The organism is Pseudomonas sp. Tof1 (assembly GCF_055390395.1).
The window spans coordinates 5,900,165-5,918,337 of record NZ_AP024344.1 but is presented as its reverse complement, the minus strand read 5'-3'; the positions used below and the strand labels follow the sequence as shown (position 1 = coordinate 5,918,337).

Genomic DNA, 18,173 nt, shown 5'->3' with positions numbered 1-18,173 from the left:
CGTTGTTAGAGTTTGCCGCACTTTTTTACCCACGCGTTGCCCAGGGTCCCTTTCCAATGTTCAAGAAACTGCGTGGCATGTTTTCCAGCGATCTTTCCATCGACCTGGGTACAGCCAACACCCTTATTTACGTGCGCGAGCGCGGTATCGTCCTGAATGAGCCATCGGTTGTTGCGATTCGCACCCATGGCAACCAGAAAAGTGTCGTCGCCGTCGGTACCGAAGCCAAGCGCATGCTCGGTCGTACGCCGGGCAACATTGCCGCCATTCGTCCGATGAAGGACGGTGTGATTGCCGATTTCAGCGTCTGCGAGAAGATGCTGCAGTACTTCATCAACAAGGTTCACGAAAACAGCTTCCTGCAGCCCAGCCCACGTGTGCTGATCTGCGTGCCCTGCAAGTCGACCCAGGTCGAGCGTCGCGCCATCCGTGAATCGGCGCTGGGCGCCGGTGCCCGTGAAGTGTTCCTGATCGAGGAGCCGATGGCGGCCGCGATCGGTGCCGGCCTGCCGGTCGAGGAAGCCCGTGGCTCGATGGTCGTCGATATCGGCGGCGGTACCACCGAAATCGCGCTGATCTCCCTGAACGGTGTGGTCTATGCCGAATCCGTACGTGTGGGCGGCGACCGCTTCGACGAAGCGATCATCACCTACGTGCGTCGCAACTATGGCAGCCTGATCGGTGAATCCACCGCCGAGCGCATCAAGCAGGAAATCGGTACCGCCTATCCGGGCGGCGAAGTCCGTGAAGTCGACGTCCGCGGTCGTAACCTGGCCGAAGGCGTACCCCGTGCCTTCACCCTCAACTCCAACGAAGTGCTCGAGGCGCTGCAGGAGTCCCTGGCGACCATCGTCCAGGCGGTCAAGAGCGCTCTGGAGCAGTCGCCTCCGGAACTGGCTTCGGACATCGCCGAGCGCGGCCTGGTGCTGACCGGTGGTGGCGCACTGCTGCGTGACCTCGACAAGCTGCTGGCCCAGGAAACCGGCCTGCCGGTGATCGTTGCCGAAGACCCGCTGACCTGCGTGGCCCGCGGCGGTGGCCGTGCCCTGGAAATGATGGACAAGCACACCATGGACCTGCTCTCCAGCGAGTGAGTTCGCTGGCAGACGCTACGACGGTCCGTTCACAGGCAGCACTTTGCAGTGCTGCCTGTTGCGTTTATCTTCTGTCAATCTGCATCCAGGCCGGTTTGATGCCGTATGAATAAAATGTCTATTTGCCTGGGAGGAGCGGCTCATTAAACCGCTTTTCGCCAAAGGCCCCTCATTGGGCGTGCGCCTGCTGGTGCTGGTCGTGCTGTCGGTTGCGCTGATGGTGGTCGATGCCCGCTTCACGGTGCTCAAGCCGATCCGCAGCCAGGCCTCGCTGGTGCTGATGCAATCGTACTGGATCACCGACCTGCCGCAGCGGCTGTGGCAAGGCGTGGCCAGCCAGTTCGGCAGCCGTACCGAACTGGTCGCCGAGAATGAGAAACTCCAGACCGAGAACCTGCTGTTGCAGGGGCGCCTGCAGAAACTGGCCGCCCTGACCGAGCAGAACGTGCGCCTGCGCGAACTGCTGAACTCCTCGGCACTGGTCAACGAGAAGGTCGAGGTCGCCGAACTGATCGGCATGGACCCCAACCCCTTCACCCATCGCATCATCATCAACAAGGGCGAGCGCGATGGCGTGGTGCTTGGGCAACCGGTGCTCGATGCCCGTGGCCTGATGGGCCAGGTGGTCGAGTTGATGCCGTACACCTCCCGTGTGCTGCTGCTGACCGACACCACCCACAGCATTCCGGTACAGGTCAACCGCAACGGCCTGCGGGCGATCGCCAGCGGTACCGGCAACCCCGAGCGCCTGGAGTTGCGTCATGTCGCCGATACCGCGGACATCAAGGAAGGCGACCTGCTGGTCAGTTCCGGCCTGGGCCAGCGGTTCCCGGCCGGCTACCCGGTGGCGACGGTCAAGGAAGTCATCCATGACTCGGGCCAGCCGTTCGCCATTGTTCGCGCCGTGCCGACCGCCGCGTTGAACCGCAGCCGCTACCTGCTGCTGGTGTTCAGCGACAGCCGTACACCGGAAGAGCGGGCCAACGATGCGGCCCAGGCCCAGGAAGCCGACAAGCAGGGTGAAGGCGCGGCGGCGATTCCGGCGACCGTGCCCAAGCCTGCGGCGACCCCGGCCACGCCCGCCGCCACGGCCCCGGTGACCAAGCCGACCGCCCATGGCGCGGCGGCTGCCGCTGCCGCGCAGGGTGCGGCCAACAGCACTCCGGCGCCAAAACCGACCACCGCCAAACCCGCGGCCAAGCCGGCCAGCAGGCCGCCGGCGGCCACTCAACGGCAGGAGGAATGATGGCGGGCGCCACTCTTTCGCGTAACGGCTGGATCGTCTGGCTGACCTTTCTGATCGGCCTGCTGCTCAGTGTCTCGCCGTTGCCGCAGTTCATGGAAATCCTGCGTCCGCTGTGGCTGGCGCTGCTGCTGGCGTTCTGGTCGCTGTACCTGCCGCACAAGATCGGCATGGTCACCGCGTTCCTGCTCGGCCTGGCCGAAGATGTGCTCTATGGCACCCTGCTCGGGCAGAGCGCGCTGATCCTGACGCTGATCACCTTCCTGGTGCTGTCGCTGCAGCAACGGCTGCGCATGTTCCCGATGTGGCAGCAGAGCCTGGTGATCCTGGTGATCTTCGGCCTGGCGCAGTTGGTCCAGCTGTGGCTGAGCGCCCTGACCGGTAACCGCCAGCCCACCCTCGCGCTGGTGCTGCCGGCCCTGGTCAGCGCGCTGCTGTGGCCCTGGGTCAGCTTCGGGCTGCGTGGATTGCGCCGGCGCTACAAGATCAACTGATTGAATCATCGGCCATTTCCCGGTGCCTGATGATCCGCGTGACGAGCCCCGACAAGGAGATGTCCTGATGAACCCGCTCTACCTGGCCTCCGGCTCGCCGCGTCGGCGTGAACTGCTGACCCAGATCGGTGTGCCGTTCACGGCCATCAGTGCCGATATCGATGAAACACCCCTGGGCGACGAATCTCCCGTGGCCTATGTCGAGCGCCTGGCGCGTGGCAAGGCTGCGGCCGGGCGTGCCGCCCTCGGTGCGGATGTCGCGGCCTGTGTGCTGGGTGCCGATACCGCCGTGGTGCTCGATGGGCGAATTCTCGGCAAGCCGCTGGACGAGGCGGACGCGGTCGCCACGCTGCTCGCACTGTCGGGGCGCGAACATGAGGTGCTGACGGCCATCGCGTTGCTCGACGGCGAGCGCTGCGAGTCGCGGGTGGTTCGCAGTCTCGTGAAATTTCGTACTATCAAAATAGAAGAGGCACACACCTACTGGGCCAGCGGCGAACCCCGCGACAAGGCCGGGAGCTATGCCATTCAAGGTCTGGCGGCGGTTTTCGTGGAGAGCCTGAACGGCAGCTATTCGGGCGTTGTCGGCCTGCCTGTGTGCGAAACCGCAGAACTGCTTGGCCGTTTCGACATACCCTGTTGGCAAAACCTTATCGTGCGCTGATTGCCGCACCCCAGTGAACGGCAATAATTGTGAACACGCCTGAACGAGACGCAGCCATGAGTGAAGAGATCCTGATCAACATCACGCCGATGGAATCGCGCGTGGCGGTGGTAGAGAACGGTGTGTTGCAAGAGGTCCATGTCGAGCGGACGCAGAAGCGCGGTATCGTCGGCAATATCTACAAGGGCAAGGTGGTCCGGGTGCTGCCGGGCATGCAGGCGGCGTTCGTCGATATCGGCCTGGACCGGGCTGCGTTCATCCACGCCTCGGAAATCTCCATGCGCGAAGGCCCGGCGGTGGAAAGCATCAGTGCGCTGGTTCACGAAGGGCAGAGCCTGGTGGTGCAGGTCACCAAGGACCCGATCGGTACCAAGGGCGCCCGCCTGACCACGCAGCTGTCGATTCCGTCGCGCTACCTGGTGTACATGCCACGCACCGCACATGTCGGCATTTCGCTGAAGATCGAAGACGAAGCCGAGCGTGAGCGGCTGAAGAAGGTGGTCAGCGACTGCGTGGCCCAGGAAGGCATCAAGGAGGCCGGCGGCTTCATCCTGCGTACCGCCGCCGAGGGCGCCGGGGCCGACGAGATCATGATGGACATCCGTTACCTGCGGCGCCTCTGGGACCAGATCGGTACGCAGATCAAGACCATCGGTGCGCCCAATGTGATCTACGAGGACCTCGGTCTGGCGCTGCGCACCCTGCGCGACCTGGTCAGCCCGAAGATCGAGAAGATCCGTATCGACTCCCGGGAAACCTTTCAGAAAACCACGCAGTTCGTCGCCGAGCTGATGCCGGAAATCGCCGATCGCCTCGAACACTACCCCGGCGAACGACCGATCTTCGATCTGTACGGTGTCGAGGATGAGATCCAGAAGGCCCTGGAGCGCAAGGTCCCGCTCAAGTCCGGCGGCTACCTGGTGGTCGACCCGGCGGAAGCCATGACCACCATCGACGTCAATACCGGGGCTTTCGTCGGTCATCGCAACCTCGAGGAAACCATCTTCAAGACCAACCTCGAGGCGGCCACCGCGATCGCCCGCCAACTGCGCCTGCGCAACCTGGGCGGGATCATCATCATCGACTTCATCGACATGGAGGACGAGGAGCATCAGCGCCAGGTGCTGCGTACCCTGGAAAAGCAGCTGGAACGCGACCACGCCAAGACCAACATCATCGGTATCACCGAACTGGGCCTGGTGCAGATGACCCGCAAGCGCACCCGCGAAAGCCTGGAGCAGGTGTTGTGCGAGCCGTGCAGCAGTTGCCAGGGGCGCGGCAAGCTGAAGACCCCGGAGACGGTTTGTTACGAGATTTTCCGCGAAATCCTCCGCGAGGCCCGTGCCTATCAGGCCGAAGGCTATAGAGTATTGGCCAACCAGAAAGTCGTCGACCGGCTGCTGGATGAAGAGTCGGGCAATGTCGCGGAACTGGAGGCCTTTATCGGGCGCACCATCCGTTTCCAGGTCGAAACCATGTACTCCCAGGAACAATACGACGTGGTGCTGCTCTGATTCCCTGTTCCGTATACATATTGCCCGCACTGCCTGAAGCCGGCCTTTTCATCGAATTCTGCCTGAGGGGCCACTGACATGGAGCGTTTGTCGCGCTTTGTTGCCGCGTTGACCCGCTGGAGCCTGGGCATCTGTGCGTTGCTGCTGGTATTGCTGGCGTTGTACGTCAGCCTGGGGCGGCAACTCGTGCCGCTGGTGGCCGAATACCGGGCCGATGTCGAAACCAGGGCGCAGGCGGCATTGGGCATGCCATTGGCCATCGGCAGCCTGGAAGGGCACTGGAGCGGGTTGGCACCGGTGCTGTCGGCCCACGATGTAATGATCGGTACGGGGGCCTCGGCCCTGCGCCTGGACCATGTGCAGGTGATCCCGGATATCCGCGCCAGCCTGCTGGCCCGCGAGCTGCGTATCGCCCGCCTCGAACTGCATGGGCTGCAGCTCAACCTCAGGCAGGGCGAGGATGGGCAATGGGCCCTCGAAGGCCTGCCGCGCCCGGCTGATGACCAGCCGCTGGACCCTGAACAGGTGCTCAAGCGCCTGCAGGTGATCGAGCAGTTGTCGGTGCTGGACAGTCAACTGACGCTGGAACCTTATGGCGAGTCGCCGCTGACCCTGACCTATGTCGGCCTGAACCTGCGCGTCGGCCCCGGTCGCCAGCGCCTCGATCTGCGCCTGAACCTGCCCGACGGCCAGCCACTGGCGCTCAACCTGACGACCCGCATGCGCCCCAGCGACTGGCGCCATGCGTCCGCCGAAGCCTACCTGAGCCTGCCGCAGAGCGACTGGGCGCGCTGGCTGCCGGCGAGCCTGGCCGGGAAATGGAAGATCGCCGAGCTCAAGGCCGGCGGTGAATTCTGGTTGAAGTGGGCCGATGGCACGGTGCAGAGCGCCGTGGCGCGGCTCAATGCCCCGCAGTTTCGCGGTGGGTACGCCGATCGCCAGCCGGCGAAAATCGACAACCTCGCCCTCAATGCCTATCTGCAACGCAACGACCAGGGCTTTAGCCTGCTGCTCGACTCGCTGGCGATGAACCTGGGGGAGACCCGCTGGGAGTCCCACCTGCAATTGCAGCAGAGTGCCGCGACCGACAAGAGCGGTGAAGTGTGGCACGTGCAGGCCGATCGCCTGGACCTGACGCCGATCACTGCGCTGCTCGACAGCCTGGCGCCGCTGCCGCAAGGGCTGGCCACGGTGATCGACCACCTGAAAGTCACCGGGGCCTTGCGCAATGTGTTGCTCGATTACCGGCCACAGGAAACCGGTGACCGTCGCCTGAGCTTCGAGGCCAATCTCGAGCGGGTCGGTTTCGACGCCTATCACGGTGCGCCGGCGGCGCGCAATGTCACCGGCAGCATCAGCGGCGACCTGGGGCACGGCGAGTTGCGCATGGACAGCAAGGACTTCTCGCTGTTCCTCTATCCGATCTTCAACAAGCCCTGGCAGTACCTGCAGGCTAACGCCCGGCTGACCTGGAAGCTCGATCAGGAGGGCTTTACCCTGATCGCGCCCTATATCAAGGTGCTCGGCGAGGAGGGGCGGATCGCCGCCGACTTCCTGATCCGCCTGCATTTCGCCCCGGAGCAGGAAGACTACATGGACCTGCGGGTCGGCCTGGTCGACGGTGACGGACGTTTCACACCCAAGTACCTGCCGGCGGTGTTGAGCCCCTCCCTCGACGAATGGTTGCGTACCGCGATTCTCCACGGTGCCGTGGACCAGGGTTTCTTCCAGTACCAGGGTTCGCTGAACCACGATGCCGCCGCCGCCGCACGCAGCATCAGCCTGTTCTTCAAGGTCCATGACGCCGAACTGGCCTTCCAGCCGGGTTGGCCCCATGTCGGCAAGGTCAACGGCGATGTGTTCATCGAGGACAGCGGGGTGCGGATCAAGGCCAGCAAGGGCCAGTTGCTCGATACCCAGGTCAGCGATGTGATGGTCAACATCCCGCACTCGACCGCGGGCAAGGCGCCGCACATGTTCCTCGACGGCAACTTTGCCGGCGGTCTCGGCGATGGCCTGAAGATTCTCCAGGAGGCGCCGATCGGTACCGGCCCGACCTTTGCCGGTTGGCAGGGCGAGGGCAGCCTGCAGGGCAAGGTCAGGCTGGATGTTCCGCTGGAGAAGGGCGACGAGCCCAAGGTGCTGGTGGACTTCGCCACCGACCAGGCGCGGCTGAAGCTGGCTGACCCGAGTCTCGAACTGACCCAGCTCAAGGGCAATTTCCGTTTCGACAGCGACAAGGGCCTCAGTGGCGATGGCATCAGCGCCCAGGCGTTCGACCGGCCGATCACCGCGCAGATCAGTGCCGACGGCAAGCCTGGCAGCCTCAGCACCCGGGTCACCGCCAAGGGCCAGGTGGCCCTCAGGAAACTCACCGATTGGCTGGGCGTCAGCCAGCCGCTGCCGGTATCCGGCGACCTGCCGTACCAGCTGCAGTTGAACCTCGACGGTGCCGACAGCCAACTGATGATCAGTTCCAACCTCAAGGGCGTGGCCGTCGATCTGCCCGCTCCTTTTGGCATGCCGGCCAGCCAGGGGCGCGACAGCGTGTTCCGCATGACCCTGCAAGGTGCCGAACGGCGCTACTGGTTCGACTATGGCGAGCTGGCGAACTTCACCTTTGCCGCCCCGGGCGGCAGGTTCGCCGACGGCCGGGGGGAGTTGTTCCTCGGCGATGGCGATGCACAACTGCCGACGGTCAAGGGCCTGCGGGTACGTGGCGTACTCTCGGAACTGGACATGGAACCGTGGAAGGCGGTGATCGACCGCTATGCCGGCCAGGATCCGGGCGGCAATGCCAAACAGTTGCTCAGCAGCGCGGATTTCAAGGTCGACAAGCTCAGCGGTTTCGGCACCCGGTTCGACCAGGTCAGCCTGCAGATGGCCCGCAGTGGCTCGACCTGGGGATTGTTGATCGACAGCCAGCAGGCCAAGGGTAGTGTGACGCTGCCGGATGCCAAGGGGGCCCCGATCGGCGTCAAGCTGGCCTATGTGCGCTTGCCGGCCCCGGACCCGAGCGTGGTCGCCGATGAAAATGCACCGGACCCGCTGGCCTCGGTGGACCCACAGCAGATCCCGGCGCTGGATATCGCCATCGACCAGTTGTTCCAGGGCCAGGACCTGGTGGGCGCCTGGTCGCTGAAGGTGCGGCCGACGCCCAAGGGAATCCAGCTCAACGACCTCAATCTCGGCCTCAAGGGCATGCAGTTGCAGGGCAATGGCGGCTGGGAAGGCGCGCCGGGCAGCAGTGGCAGCTGGATCAATGGGCGCCTGGAGGGCAAGAACCTCGCTGATGTGCTCAAGGCCTGGAGCTTCGCGCCAACCGTGACCAGCGACGAGTTCCACCTCGATGTCGATGGCCGTTGGCCCGGCTCGCCGGCCTGGGTCGGGCTCAAGCGTTTCTCCGGCAGCCTGGATGCGACCCTGCGCAAGGGCCAGTTCGTCGAAGTCGAGGGCGGTGCCCAGGCCTTGCGGGTGTTCGGTCTGCTGAACTTCAACTCCATCGGTCGCCGCCTGCGCCTGGATTTCTCCGACCTGCTCGGCAAGGGCCTGAGCTATGACCGGGTCAAGGGACTGCTGGTAGCCAGCGATGGCGTATATGTCACCCGCGAACCGATCACGTTGACCGGGCCGTCGAGCAACCTGGAACTCAACGGTACGCTGGACATGGTCAGCGACCGGGTCGATGCCAAGCTGCTGGTGACCTTGCCGGTGACCAACAACCTGCCGATCGCCGCGCTGATCGTCGGGGCGCCGGCCATCGGTGGTGCGCTGTTCCTGATCGACAAGCTGATCGGCGACCGGGTCGCGCGGTTCGCCAGTGTGAAGTACAGCGTCACCGGTCCCTGGAAAGAACCGAAAATCACGTTCGACAAACCTTTTGAAAAGTCCAAGTAGCGCCCCATGGAGTAGCATGGTGGCCAGTCTTCCAAGGAGTGTGCCATGACTTTCTCCGTCATCCAGATGGTCAGCCAGGACGATGTGCTGGCCAACCTGACCCAGGCCCGTCGCCTGCTCGAGCAGGCCGCCGAAGGCGGTGCGCGACTGGCGGTGTTGCCGGAAAACTTCGCTGCCATGGGCCGTCGTGACGTCGCCGCGATCGGCCGGGCCGAGGCGCTGGGCGAGGGGCCGATCCTGCCGTGGTTGAAACAGGTCGCCCGCGACCTCAGGTTATGGATTGTCGCGGGTACCCTGCCGTTGCCGCCGGTCGGCCAGCCGGATGCCAAGTCCAGTGCCTGCTCGTTGCTGGTCGATGACCAGGGCGAAACGGTGGCCCGCTACGACAAGCTGCACCTGTTCGATGTGGACGTGGCGGACAATCGGGGTCGTTATCGTGAATCCGATGACTATGCTCATGGTAGCCGGGTAGTGGTGGCCGACACGCCGGTGGGGCGTCTGGGCCTGAGCGTGTGCTATGACCTGCGCTTCCCCGAGCTGTACAGCGAACTGCGGCTGGCCGGTGCGGAACTGATCACCGCGCCCTCGGCCTTCACCGCAGTGACCGGTGCGGCGCATTGGGACGTGCTGATTCGTGCCCGTGCCATCGAGACCCAGTGCTATCTGCTGGCGGCTGCCCAGGGCGGCGTGCATCCGGGGCCGCGCGAGACCTTCGGGCATGCGGCGATCGTCGATCCGTGGGGGCGTGTCCTCGCCCGGCAGGATCAGGGCGAAGCGGTGTTGCTGGCCGAGCGTGACAGTAATGAACAGGCGTCCATCCGGGCGCGGATGCCGGTGGCGAGTCACCGGCGCTTTTTCTCGCAGGGCGCGCAGCGACCTGCATCGCAATGACGAAATAAGGCGCAAAACCTATGAGCGAGTTGTTGTCCTCAGTCAGCGAACACCTGTTGGCGCCGGGTGGCGTGACCATCGAAAACCTTCAATCGGTCCTGGGTGACCTGGCCGGGCCCGGCATCGACGCCGCTGACCTGTATTTCCAGGGGCAGATTTCCGAGTCCTGGGCGCTCGAAGACGGTATCGTCAAGGAAGGCAGCTTCAACCTGGACCAGGGTGTCGGCGTACGCGCGCAATCCGGGGAAAAGACCGGCTTCGCCTATAGCAATGCCATCACCCTTGACGCCCTGGGCGCAGCCGCGCGTGCGGCCCGTTCGATCTCCCGTGCCGGGCAGAACGGCCGGGTGCAGGCGTTCTCCGCCCAGGACGTGGCACAACTCTATGCACCGGACAATCCGCTGGACGTCCTGACCCGCGCCGAGAAAGTCGAGCTGCTCAAGCGCATCGACGTCGCCACTCGCGCCCTCGACCCGCGTATCCAGCAGGTTTCGGTGAGCATGGCCGGCGTCTGGGAGCGCATTCTGGTGGCCTCTACCGACGGTGGCCTGGCGGCGGACGTACGACCGCTGGTGCGTTTCAACGTCAGCGTGATCGTCGAGCACAATGGCCGGCGCGAGCGGGGTGGCCACGGTGGTGGCGGGCGTACCGACTACCGTTATTTCCTCAGTGAAGACCGTGCCATGGGGTATGCCCGCGAGGCCTTGCGCCAGGCGCTGGTCAACCTGGAAGCGGTCCCCGCTCCGGCCGGTACACTGCCGGTGGTGCTCGGTTCCGGCTGGTCTGGCGTCCTGCTGCACGAGGCGGTCGGCCACGGCCTGGAAGGCGATTTCAATCGCAAGGGCAGTTCGGCCTACAGCGGACGGATGGGCGAAAGGGTCGCTTCGAGCCTGTGCACCATCGTCGATGACGGCACCCTGGCCGGCCGTCGCGGCTCGCTGAGCGTCGACGACGAGGGCACTGCGACCGAATGCACCACGCTGATCGAGAACGGCGTGCTCAAGGGCTACATGCAGGACAAGCTCAATGCCCGCCTGATGGGCGTCGCCCGTACCGGCAACGGCCGCCGCGAATCCTATGCGCACCTGCCGATGCCACGCATGACCAACACCTACATGCTCGGCGGCGAAAGCGACCCGGCGGAAATCATCGCCTCGGTGAAGAAGGGGATCTACTGCGCCAACCTCGGCGGCGGCCAGGTCGATATCACCAGCGGCAAGTTCGTGTTCTCCACCAGCGAGGCCTACCTGATCGAGGACGGCAGGATCACTGCGCCGGTCAAGGGGGCGACGCTGATCGGCAATGGGCCGGAAGCCATGAGTCGGGTGTCGATGGTTGGCAACGACCTGGCACTGGACAGTGGTGTGGGCACGTGTGGCAAGGATGGGCAGTCGGTGCCGGTGGGTGTTGGCCAGCCGACCCTGAAGATCGACGCGATCACCGTGGGCGGCACGGGCGCGTAGGGGCCGGAGCGCTTGGGTGAGCCGCTTGCCGGCCCACCCAGGTCGACACTCAGCGCAGGCCGCGTTGGGTGTCGTCCAGCTCCCGGATGTACTTGAAGACTTTACGGCTGGAAGCCGGTGGCTTGTTGTGTGCCAGTTCGTGCTGGGCCTGGCGGATCAGCGAGCGCAGTTGCTGGCGGTCCGCCTCGGGGTACTCGCTGACGAACTTTTCCAGGACGTCGTCGTTGCCCGTGATCAGGCGATCGCGCCAGCGTTCGAGGTTATGGAAGCGTTCATTGTACTGCTTGGTGGAGGCATCGACCTGGTCGAGCACCACCCGGATGGCGTCGATGTCCTGGTCGCGCATCAGCTTGCCGATGAACAGGATGTGCCGTTTGCGCGCGATATGCGCGGTGTGCTTCGGCGCATCGGCCAGGGCACGGCGCAAGCCGTCGGTCAGTGGCAGTTTTGCCAGCAGGTCAGGCTTGAGTGTGGTCAGTCGCTCACCGAGATCAACCAGAGCATGCAGCTCGCGTTTGACCTGGGATTTGCTTTTCTCCCCATCGAGGGAGTCGTCGTAAGAATCAACCATGGTGGCAGTCCGCAAAGAAACGCCGCCATGATAACCAGTCGGGGGCCGCTTGTCCGGCCCGCTCGTTCGATGAGCGTGACTGAAAGCTGCATTTGAGTGGAGAAAGCTGAGTGGAGAAGACCATGAGCGCAGCACAAAGCGTTGGCCCGCAGGCCTTGCCGGCCCTGCAGGAGCAGGTCGAGCAGATTCTTGCCGAGGCCAGGCGCCAGGGGGCCAGTGCCTGTGAGGTGGCGGTGTCCGTGGAGCAGGGGCTGTCGACGTCGGTGCGCCAGCGGGAAGTGGAAACGGTCGAGTTCAACCGTGACCAGGGCTTCGGTATCACCTTGTACGTGGGGCAGCGCAAGGGCTCGGCCAGCACTTCGGCCAGTGGCGCCGAGGCCATTCGCGAAACCGTCGCGGCGGCGTTGGCCATCGCCAGGCACACCTCCGAGGACGAGTGCTCCGGGCTGGCCGATGCGGCCCTGATGGCCAAGCAAATCAAGGATTTCGACCTGTTCCACGAATGGAACATCACCCCGGAGCAGGCGATCGAGCGGGCGCTGATCTGTGAAGCGGCGGCCTTCGACGCCGACAGTCGGATCCGTAACGCCGACGGCACCACGCTGAGCACGTCCCAGGGTTGCCGGGTGTACGGTAACAGCCACGGTTTCATCGCCGGCTCGGCGTCGACGCGCCATAGCCTCAGCTGCGTGATGATCGCCGAAGGCGATGGGCAGATGCAGCGTGACTACTGGTACGACGTCAATCGCCAGGGCGAGCTGCTGGCCGACGCTGTCAGCATTGGCCGCAAGGCCGCGCAGCGGGCGGCCAGCCGCCTGGGCGCGCGTCCGGTGCCGACCTGCGAAGTGCCGGTGCTGTTTTCGGCGGAACTGGCCGGTGGGTTGTTCGGCAGTTTCCTGTCGGCGATTTCCGGCGGCAACCTGTATCGCAAGTCGTCGTTCCTCGAGGGCGCGCTGGGGCAACGGCTGTTCCCGCAGTGGCTGACCATCGATGAGCGTCCACACCTGATGCGGGCCATGAGCAGTTCGGCCTTCGACAGCGATGGCCTGGCGACCTATGCCAAGCCGTTCGTCGAGAATGGCACGTTGGTGTCCTATGTGCTGGGCACCTACTCGGGACGCAAGCTCGGCCTGCCGAGCACCGCCAACGCCGGCGGCGTGCACAACCTGTTCGTCACCCATGGGGTCGAGGACCAGGATGCCCTGATTCGCCGAATGGGGCGCGGCCTGTTGGTGACCGAGCTGATGGGGCATGGGCTGAACATGGTCACCGGAGACTATTCCCGTGGAGCGGCCGGTTTCTGGGTCGAGAATGGCGAGATCCAGTTCCCGGTTCAGGAAGTGACCATTGCCGGCAACCTGCGCGACATGTTCAAGCAGATCGTCGCCGTGGGCAGCGATCTCGAGCTGCGCAGCAACATCCGTACCGGCTCGGTGCTGATCGAGCGGATGACTGTCGCCGGTAGCTGATCCACCGCCGCAACCCGAACGAAAAGGCGCGTCGCTCAAGCGACGCGCCTTTTTTTGTGCCGACGCCACCCTGAGCGAGCCTGTCCCTCAAGGAGGGGGACAGGCTCGCTTCGTCAGCGTTGTTTTGATTATCAATATCGTATAATAATAAATCTCATTATCGAATGAGCCTGGGTCATGAGTTCTGCCTTGCATGAGCAACCCTATTTGGACAGCTGGCGCTGGATGAGCCGCCAGATCCGCTGCGCACTGCTGCCGGACGAGCCCCGGCTGATCGACCATTACCTCGCCGAGGGCCGCTACCTGGCCTGTTGCACACCCACTTCACCCTGGACCATCGCTGCAACGTCCTTTCGCCTGCTGCTCGACACGGCCACCGATACCGCGTTGCCCTGGCACTGGCGGTCGTTATGCCTGGACCAGGCCTGGCGGCCGTTGCGCGATCTGGAGCGCCAGGCGCTATGCAATTGCCGGCTGCGCCGCTGGCAAAGCTTTGCCTGGCAGTTGGCGAACTGCTCGCTGCTGCCTTCCATTCCCCTGACTGAACTGGTGCAAGGATTTCCCGATGAGTAATACCCGTATCGAACGCGACAGCATGGGCGAACTGCAGGTGCCGGCCGAGGCCCTGTATGGCGCCCAGACCCAGCGTGCCGTGGACAACTTCCCCATCAGCCACCAGCGCATGCCGACGCAGTTCATTCGTGCCCTGATCCTGGCCAAGGCGGCTGCGGCACAGGCCAACGTCGAGCTCAGGCAACTGAGCGCAGCCCAGGGCAAGGCCATCGTCGATGCCTGCCAGGGCCTGCTCGAAGGCGATTTCATGCTGCACTTCCCGGTGGATATCTATCAGACCGGCTCCGGCACCAGCTCCAACATGAACGCCAACGAGGTGATCGCGACCCTCGCCAGCCGTCTGCTGGGTGAGCCGGTCAACCCCAATGACCATGTCAACTGCGGCCAAAGCAGCAACGACATCATCCCCACCACCATCCATGTCAGCGCCGCACTGGCCCTGCACGAGCAACTGTTGCCGGCCCTGGCGCACCTGGTGCGGGTCACCGAGGCCAAGGCGGAGCAGGTTCATCCGTTCATCAAGACCGGTCGCACCCACCTGATGGACGCCATGCCGGTGCGTCTGAGCCAGGTGCTCGATGGCTGGGCGGCACAGCTCAAGGCCAACGTCCTGCATCTGCAGAACCTGCTGCCCAGCCTGCAATCCCTGGCCCAGGGCGGTACCGCGGTGGGTACCGGGATCAACGCGCACCCACAGTTCGCCGAACTGTTCAGTCGCCAACTGAGCGCCTTGACCCGTGTACCGTTCACGCCAGGTGGCAACCTGTTCGCCCTGATCGGCTCCCAGGATACCGCGGTCGCCGTTTCCGGCCAGTTGAAGACCACCGCGGTGTCGCTGATGAAGATCGCCAACGACCTGCGCTGGATGAACTCCGGCCCGCTGGCCGGCCTGGCCGAGATCGAGCTGGAGGCCCTGCAGCCCGGTTCGTCGATCATGCCGGGCAAGGTCAATCCGGTGATTCCGGAAGCGACCGCGATGGTCGCCGCCCAGGTGATTGGCAACGACGCGACGATTGCCGTGGCCGGCCAGTCGGGCAACTTCGAACTGAACGTGATGCTGCCGATCATTGCCCACAACCTGCTGGGCAGCATCGAGCTGCTGGCCAATGCCAGTCGTCTGCTGGCCGACAAGGCCATCGCCAGCTTCAAGGTCAACGAGGCCAAGCTCAAGGAGGCGCTGTCGCGCAACCCGATCCTGGTCACCGCGCTGAACCCGATCATCGGTTACCAGAAAGCCGCCGAGATTGCCAAGAAGGCCTATCAGCAAGGTCGGCCGATCATCGAGGTGGCGCTCGAACATACCGATCTGCCCCGTAGCCAACTGGAAACCCTGCTGGATCCGGAAAAGCTCACGGCCGGTGGCGTGTAATCCACTGCATTGTCTGGAGGTTCGTCATGGAACACTGGAGACGCACAATCGAAAGGGCCAACCGCCATTTCAACCTTGGCGAGCTGGTCGATGCCCGCGAGCACTACCTGCAGGCCCTGGCCCTGGCGCAGGTGTTGTTCGAGCGCTGGCCGGATGCCGAGGAGGCGGTGGCCGCCTGCGTGATTTCCCACCACAACCTGGCGGACCTGCACCTGCGCCTCAATCAGCCGGAAGAGAGCGTCGAGTACCTGTGCGCCATTCACCAGCGCCTGCTGCAGGCGATGCAGGACACTCGGCTTCCCGTCGCGCTGCGTGAGGCCGCGCTGCACCAGAGCAGCAAAACCTACGTCGAACTGCTGGCCTTCATCAGCGAGTACGGAGAGTACCCCCGCACCAGCCGCCTGCTGCACAGCCGGACGGCCTCCTCGGGCGCTGTCCCGTCGAGTCATCAACATGGAGTTCATTGAAATGCCCTACGCCTTGCCTGCGCTGCCCTACAGCTACGACGCCCTGGAACCGCATATCGATGCCAAGACCATGGAGATCCACTACACCAGGCACCACCAGACCTACGTCACCAACCTCAATGCGGCTGTCGAGGGATCGCAGTGGGCCGACTGGCCTGTCGAGGCGCTGGTGGCCGCGGTTGGCCAGTTGCCGGAGAACATGCGTCCGGCCGTGATCAACCATGGCGGCGGCCATGCCAACCACTCGCTGTTCTGGGCGGTGATGAGCCCGCTGGGGGGCGGCGAGCCGGAGGCGGCGCTAGGACGAGCCATCGACGAGCAACTGGGCGGCTTCGAGGCGTTCAAGGAAGCCTTCACCAAGGCCGCGCTGACGCGTTTTGGCAGCGGCTGGGCGTGGCTGAGCGTGACGCCGGAGAAAAAACTGGTGGTCGAGAGCAGTGGCAACCAGGACAGCCCGCTGATGAACGGCAATACGCCGATCCTCGGCCTGGACGTCTGGGAGCATGCCTATTACCTGCTGTACCAGAACCGTCGCCCGGAATACATCAATGCTTTCTACAACGTGATCAACTGGCCGGAAGTCGAACGGCGTTATCTCGCGGCCCTGGCGTAAGACAGACTACCCACAAGATCCAGAGCCGATGATGGAGACAGATGCCGTGGCAATGAGCAGAGGGCGGCGATTTCGCCAGGGAGTTGGCTGGCTGTTGTTGCTGGCTGGAGTGGTGCTGCTCGTTGCCCGGTTGTTCGGCTGGCTGGCGGGTGCCTGATCAGCGGCAGGTTATCCGCTGCAGGCAGGCCTGCTGCCCACCGCTGATGGGGGAGCGGGCTTGCCCGCTCCGCAGGGGGGTTATTCGCCTTCGTCGAAGTAGTTGTTGATCAACGCCACCAACGCCGCCATGGCCTCGTCTTCCTGTTCGCCTTCGGTCTTTATGTGGATCCGGGTGCCCTTGCCCGCAGCCAGCATCATCATGGCCATGATGCTCTTGCCGTCGACCATGCTTTCGGGCGTGCGCCCGACCCGGATCTGGCAGGGATACTGGCCGGCAACGCCGACGAACTTCGCTGAAGCGCGGGCATGCAGGCCCAGCTTGTTGATGATTTCGATTTCCAGAGCGGGCATCGCGATGGTGATCCTTTCAGCTAAGGTCGCGGTGGCGGACCTGGACGTTCTTCAGGGACTGCTGCAACAACTGACCCAGGCGCTCGGTCAGGTAGACGGAGCGGTGGTGCCCGCCGGTGCAGCCAATGGCAATGGTGACGTAAGCACGGTTGCTGGCGGCGAAGCGTGGCAACCATTTGAGCAGGTAGCTGGAAATGTCCTGGAACATCTCCTCGACGTCCGGCTGTGCGGCGAGGTATTCGGCTACCGGCTGGTCGAGCCCGGACTGCTCGCGCAGTTCCGGTTTCCAATACGGGTTGGGCAGGCAGCGCACGTCGAACACCAGGTCGGCGTCCACCGGCATGCCGCGCTTGAAGCCGAACGATTCTACCAGAAATGCGGTGCCCGGTTCCGGCTGGTTCAGCAGCCGCAGCTTGATGGTATCGCGCAACTGGTAGAGGTTGAGATTGGTGGTGTTGACCTTGAGGTCCGCCAGGTCGGCAATCGGCCCCAGCAGGTTGCTCTCGTCGCGGATGGCTTCGGCCAACGAGCGGTTGGCGCTGCTCAGGGGGTGGCGTCGACGGGTCTCGGAGAAACGCTTGAGCAGGGTTTCCTCATCGGCATCCAGGTACAGCACGTCGCACTGGATATGTCGGCCGCGGACTTCGTCCAGCAGTTCGGGGAAACGTGACAGGTGGCTGGGCAGGTTGCGCGCGTCGATGGACACGGCGACCAGCGGTTGCGCCAGCTCGGTATGGATCAACGCCCGTTCGGCCAGTTCCGGCAGCAACCCGGCCGGCAGGTTGTCGATGCAGTAATAGCCGCTGTCCTCGAGTACGTCGAGGGCGGTGCTTTTACCTGAGCCGGAGCGGCCGCTGACGATGATCAAGCGCATGGTTACTGACCGTTCTGCACGTCCAGGACAACCTGATACAGGGCTTCATTGCTTGGTGCGCTACGCAGGCGGTCGCGCACCTCCTTGCGGTCCAGCATGCTGGCAATCTGCCGCAGCAGTTCCAGGTGCGCATCGGTGGCAGCCTGCGGGACCAGCAGCACGAACAGCAGGTCGACCGGGGCGCCGTCGATGGCGTCGAAATCGATAGGGGCGTCCAGGTGCATCAGGGCACTGATGGGCGCTTCGCAGCCCTTGAGCCGGCAGTGGGGGATGGCGATGCCATTGCCAAAGCCGGTGGAGCCGAGTTTTTCCCGGGCGATCAGGCTCTCGTAGACATCCTGCATCTCCAGATCGGGCACTTCGCGGCTGATCAGGTTGGCAATTTGTTCGAGTGCACGCTTTTTACTGCCGCCCGGCACGTTCACCAGGGAACGGCCGGGGGTCAGGATATTTTCAAGTCGAATCAT

At 64.1% G+C, this 18,173-nt stretch carries 17 protein-coding genes; 13 read left to right on the top strand and 4 right to left on the bottom strand.

What is annotated here, in order from left to right:
• Nucleotides 1-56: 56 nt before the first annotated feature.
• From mreB to tldD, 8 genes are all read left to right on the top strand, one after another.
• Nucleotides 57-1,094 (top strand): rod shape-determining protein MreB, encoded by a 1,038-nt coding sequence (gene mreB / locus ACZ5KU_RS26640; protein ID WP_002555108.1) that lies wholly within the window; start codon nt 57-59, stop codon nt 1,092-1,094.
• A 142-nt stretch (nt 1,095-1,236) separates the two neighbouring features.
• Nucleotides 1,237-2,340: a rod shape-determining protein MreC gene (gene mreC / locus ACZ5KU_RS26635; protein ID WP_273824027.1), complete on the top strand. Its 1,104-nt coding sequence runs from the start codon at nt 1,237-1,239 to the stop codon at nt 2,338-2,340.
• A complete protein-coding gene (gene mreD / locus ACZ5KU_RS26630) occupies nt 2,340-2,831 on the top strand; it encodes a rod shape-determining protein MreD (protein ID WP_019361976.1) in 492 nt (163 codons plus the stop codon). The genes mreC and mreD overlap by 1 nt, the downstream gene beginning before the upstream one ends.
• A gap of 67 nt (nt 2,832-2,898) precedes the next feature.
• Entirely contained in the window at nt 2,899-3,495 is a 597-nt protein-coding gene (locus tag ACZ5KU_RS26625; RefSeq protein WP_464736475.1) for a Maf family protein, read from the top strand.
• A gap of 56 nt (nt 3,496-3,551) precedes the next feature.
• Nucleotides 3,552-5,009 carry a ribonuclease G gene (gene rng / locus ACZ5KU_RS26620; RefSeq protein WP_054058956.1) on the top strand — a complete coding sequence of 486 codons (1,458 nt, stop codon included), beginning with the start codon at nt 3,552-3,554 and terminating at the stop codon, nt 5,007-5,009.
• 78 nt (nt 5,010-5,087) lie between these two features.
• Nucleotides 5,088-8,906, top strand: coding sequence for a YhdP family protein (locus ACZ5KU_RS26615; protein ID WP_054061747.1), 3,819 nt, complete (start codon nt 5,088-5,090; stop codon nt 8,904-8,906).
• 45 nt (nt 8,907-8,951) lie between these two features.
• On the top strand, nt 8,952-9,797 hold the full coding sequence (locus tag ACZ5KU_RS26610) for a carbon-nitrogen hydrolase family protein (RefSeq protein ID WP_464736474.1): 846 nt from the start codon (nt 8,952-8,954) through the stop codon (nt 9,795-9,797).
• A gap of 20 nt (nt 9,798-9,817) precedes the next feature.
• Nucleotides 9,818-11,260, top strand: coding sequence for a metalloprotease TldD (gene tldD / locus ACZ5KU_RS26605; protein WP_054061746.1), 1,443 nt, complete (start codon nt 9,818-9,820; stop codon nt 11,258-11,260).
• A gap of 49 nt (nt 11,261-11,309) precedes the next feature.
• Here tldD and yjgA read toward each other — a convergent pair whose 3' ends face one another.
• Nucleotides 11,310-11,831: a ribosome biogenesis factor YjgA gene (gene yjgA / locus ACZ5KU_RS26600; protein WP_054058960.1), complete on the bottom strand. Its 522-nt coding sequence runs from the start codon at nt 11,829-11,831 to the stop codon at nt 11,310-11,312.
• Nucleotides 11,832-11,953: 122 nt separating this feature from the next.
• Between yjgA and pmbA the strand changes: the two genes are divergently transcribed.
• The 5 genes from pmbA (at nt 11,954) to ACZ5KU_RS26575 (ending at nt 16,322) form a co-directional block, all read left to right on the top strand.
• Nucleotides 11,954-13,300 (top strand): metalloprotease PmbA, encoded by a 1,347-nt coding sequence (pmbA, locus tag ACZ5KU_RS26595; RefSeq protein ID WP_054061745.1) that lies wholly within the window; start codon nt 11,954-11,956, stop codon nt 13,298-13,300.
• A 177-nt stretch (nt 13,301-13,477) separates the two neighbouring features.
• Nucleotides 13,478-13,873: a hypothetical protein gene (locus ACZ5KU_RS26590; RefSeq protein WP_054058962.1), complete on the top strand. Its 396-nt coding sequence runs from the start codon at nt 13,478-13,480 to the stop codon at nt 13,871-13,873.
• On the top strand, nt 13,866-15,242 hold the full coding sequence (locus tag ACZ5KU_RS26585; RefSeq protein ID WP_054058963.1) for a class II fumarate hydratase: 1,377 nt from the start codon (nt 13,866-13,868) through the stop codon (nt 15,240-15,242). Before ACZ5KU_RS26590 ends, ACZ5KU_RS26585 begins: the two co-directional genes overlap by 8 nt.
• Before the next feature lie 26 nt (nt 15,243-15,268).
• Nucleotides 15,269-15,709, top strand: a complete 441-nt coding sequence (locus ACZ5KU_RS26580) for a hypothetical protein (protein WP_054061744.1) — start codon at nt 15,269-15,271, stop codon at nt 15,707-15,709.
• Nucleotide 15,710: 1 nt separating this feature from the next.
• Nucleotides 15,711-16,322 carry a superoxide dismutase gene (locus ACZ5KU_RS26575; protein ID WP_054058965.1) on the top strand — a complete coding sequence of 204 codons (612 nt, stop codon included), beginning with the start codon at nt 15,711-15,713 and terminating at the stop codon, nt 16,320-16,322.
• A gap of 237 nt (nt 16,323-16,559) precedes the next feature.
• Here the strand turns inward: ACZ5KU_RS26575 and ACZ5KU_RS26570 are convergent, their stop codons facing one another.
• From ACZ5KU_RS26570 to ptsN, 3 genes are read right to left on the bottom strand one after another with little or no spacing between them, the layout of a single operon-like run.
• Nucleotides 16,560-16,832: an HPr family phosphocarrier protein gene (locus tag ACZ5KU_RS26570; protein ID WP_054058966.1), complete on the bottom strand. Its 273-nt coding sequence runs from the start codon at nt 16,830-16,832 to the stop codon at nt 16,560-16,562.
• 16 nt (nt 16,833-16,848) lie between these two features.
• Entirely contained in the window at nt 16,849-17,706 is an 858-nt protein-coding gene (gene rapZ / locus ACZ5KU_RS26565; RefSeq protein WP_017904305.1) for an RNase adapter RapZ, read from the bottom strand.
• Nucleotides 17,707-17,708: 2 nt separating this feature from the next.
• Nucleotides 17,709-18,173 carry a PTS IIA-like nitrogen regulatory protein PtsN gene (gene ptsN / locus ACZ5KU_RS26560; protein ID WP_029532608.1) on the bottom strand — a complete coding sequence of 155 codons (465 nt, stop codon included), beginning with the start codon at nt 18,171-18,173 and terminating at the stop codon, nt 17,709-17,711.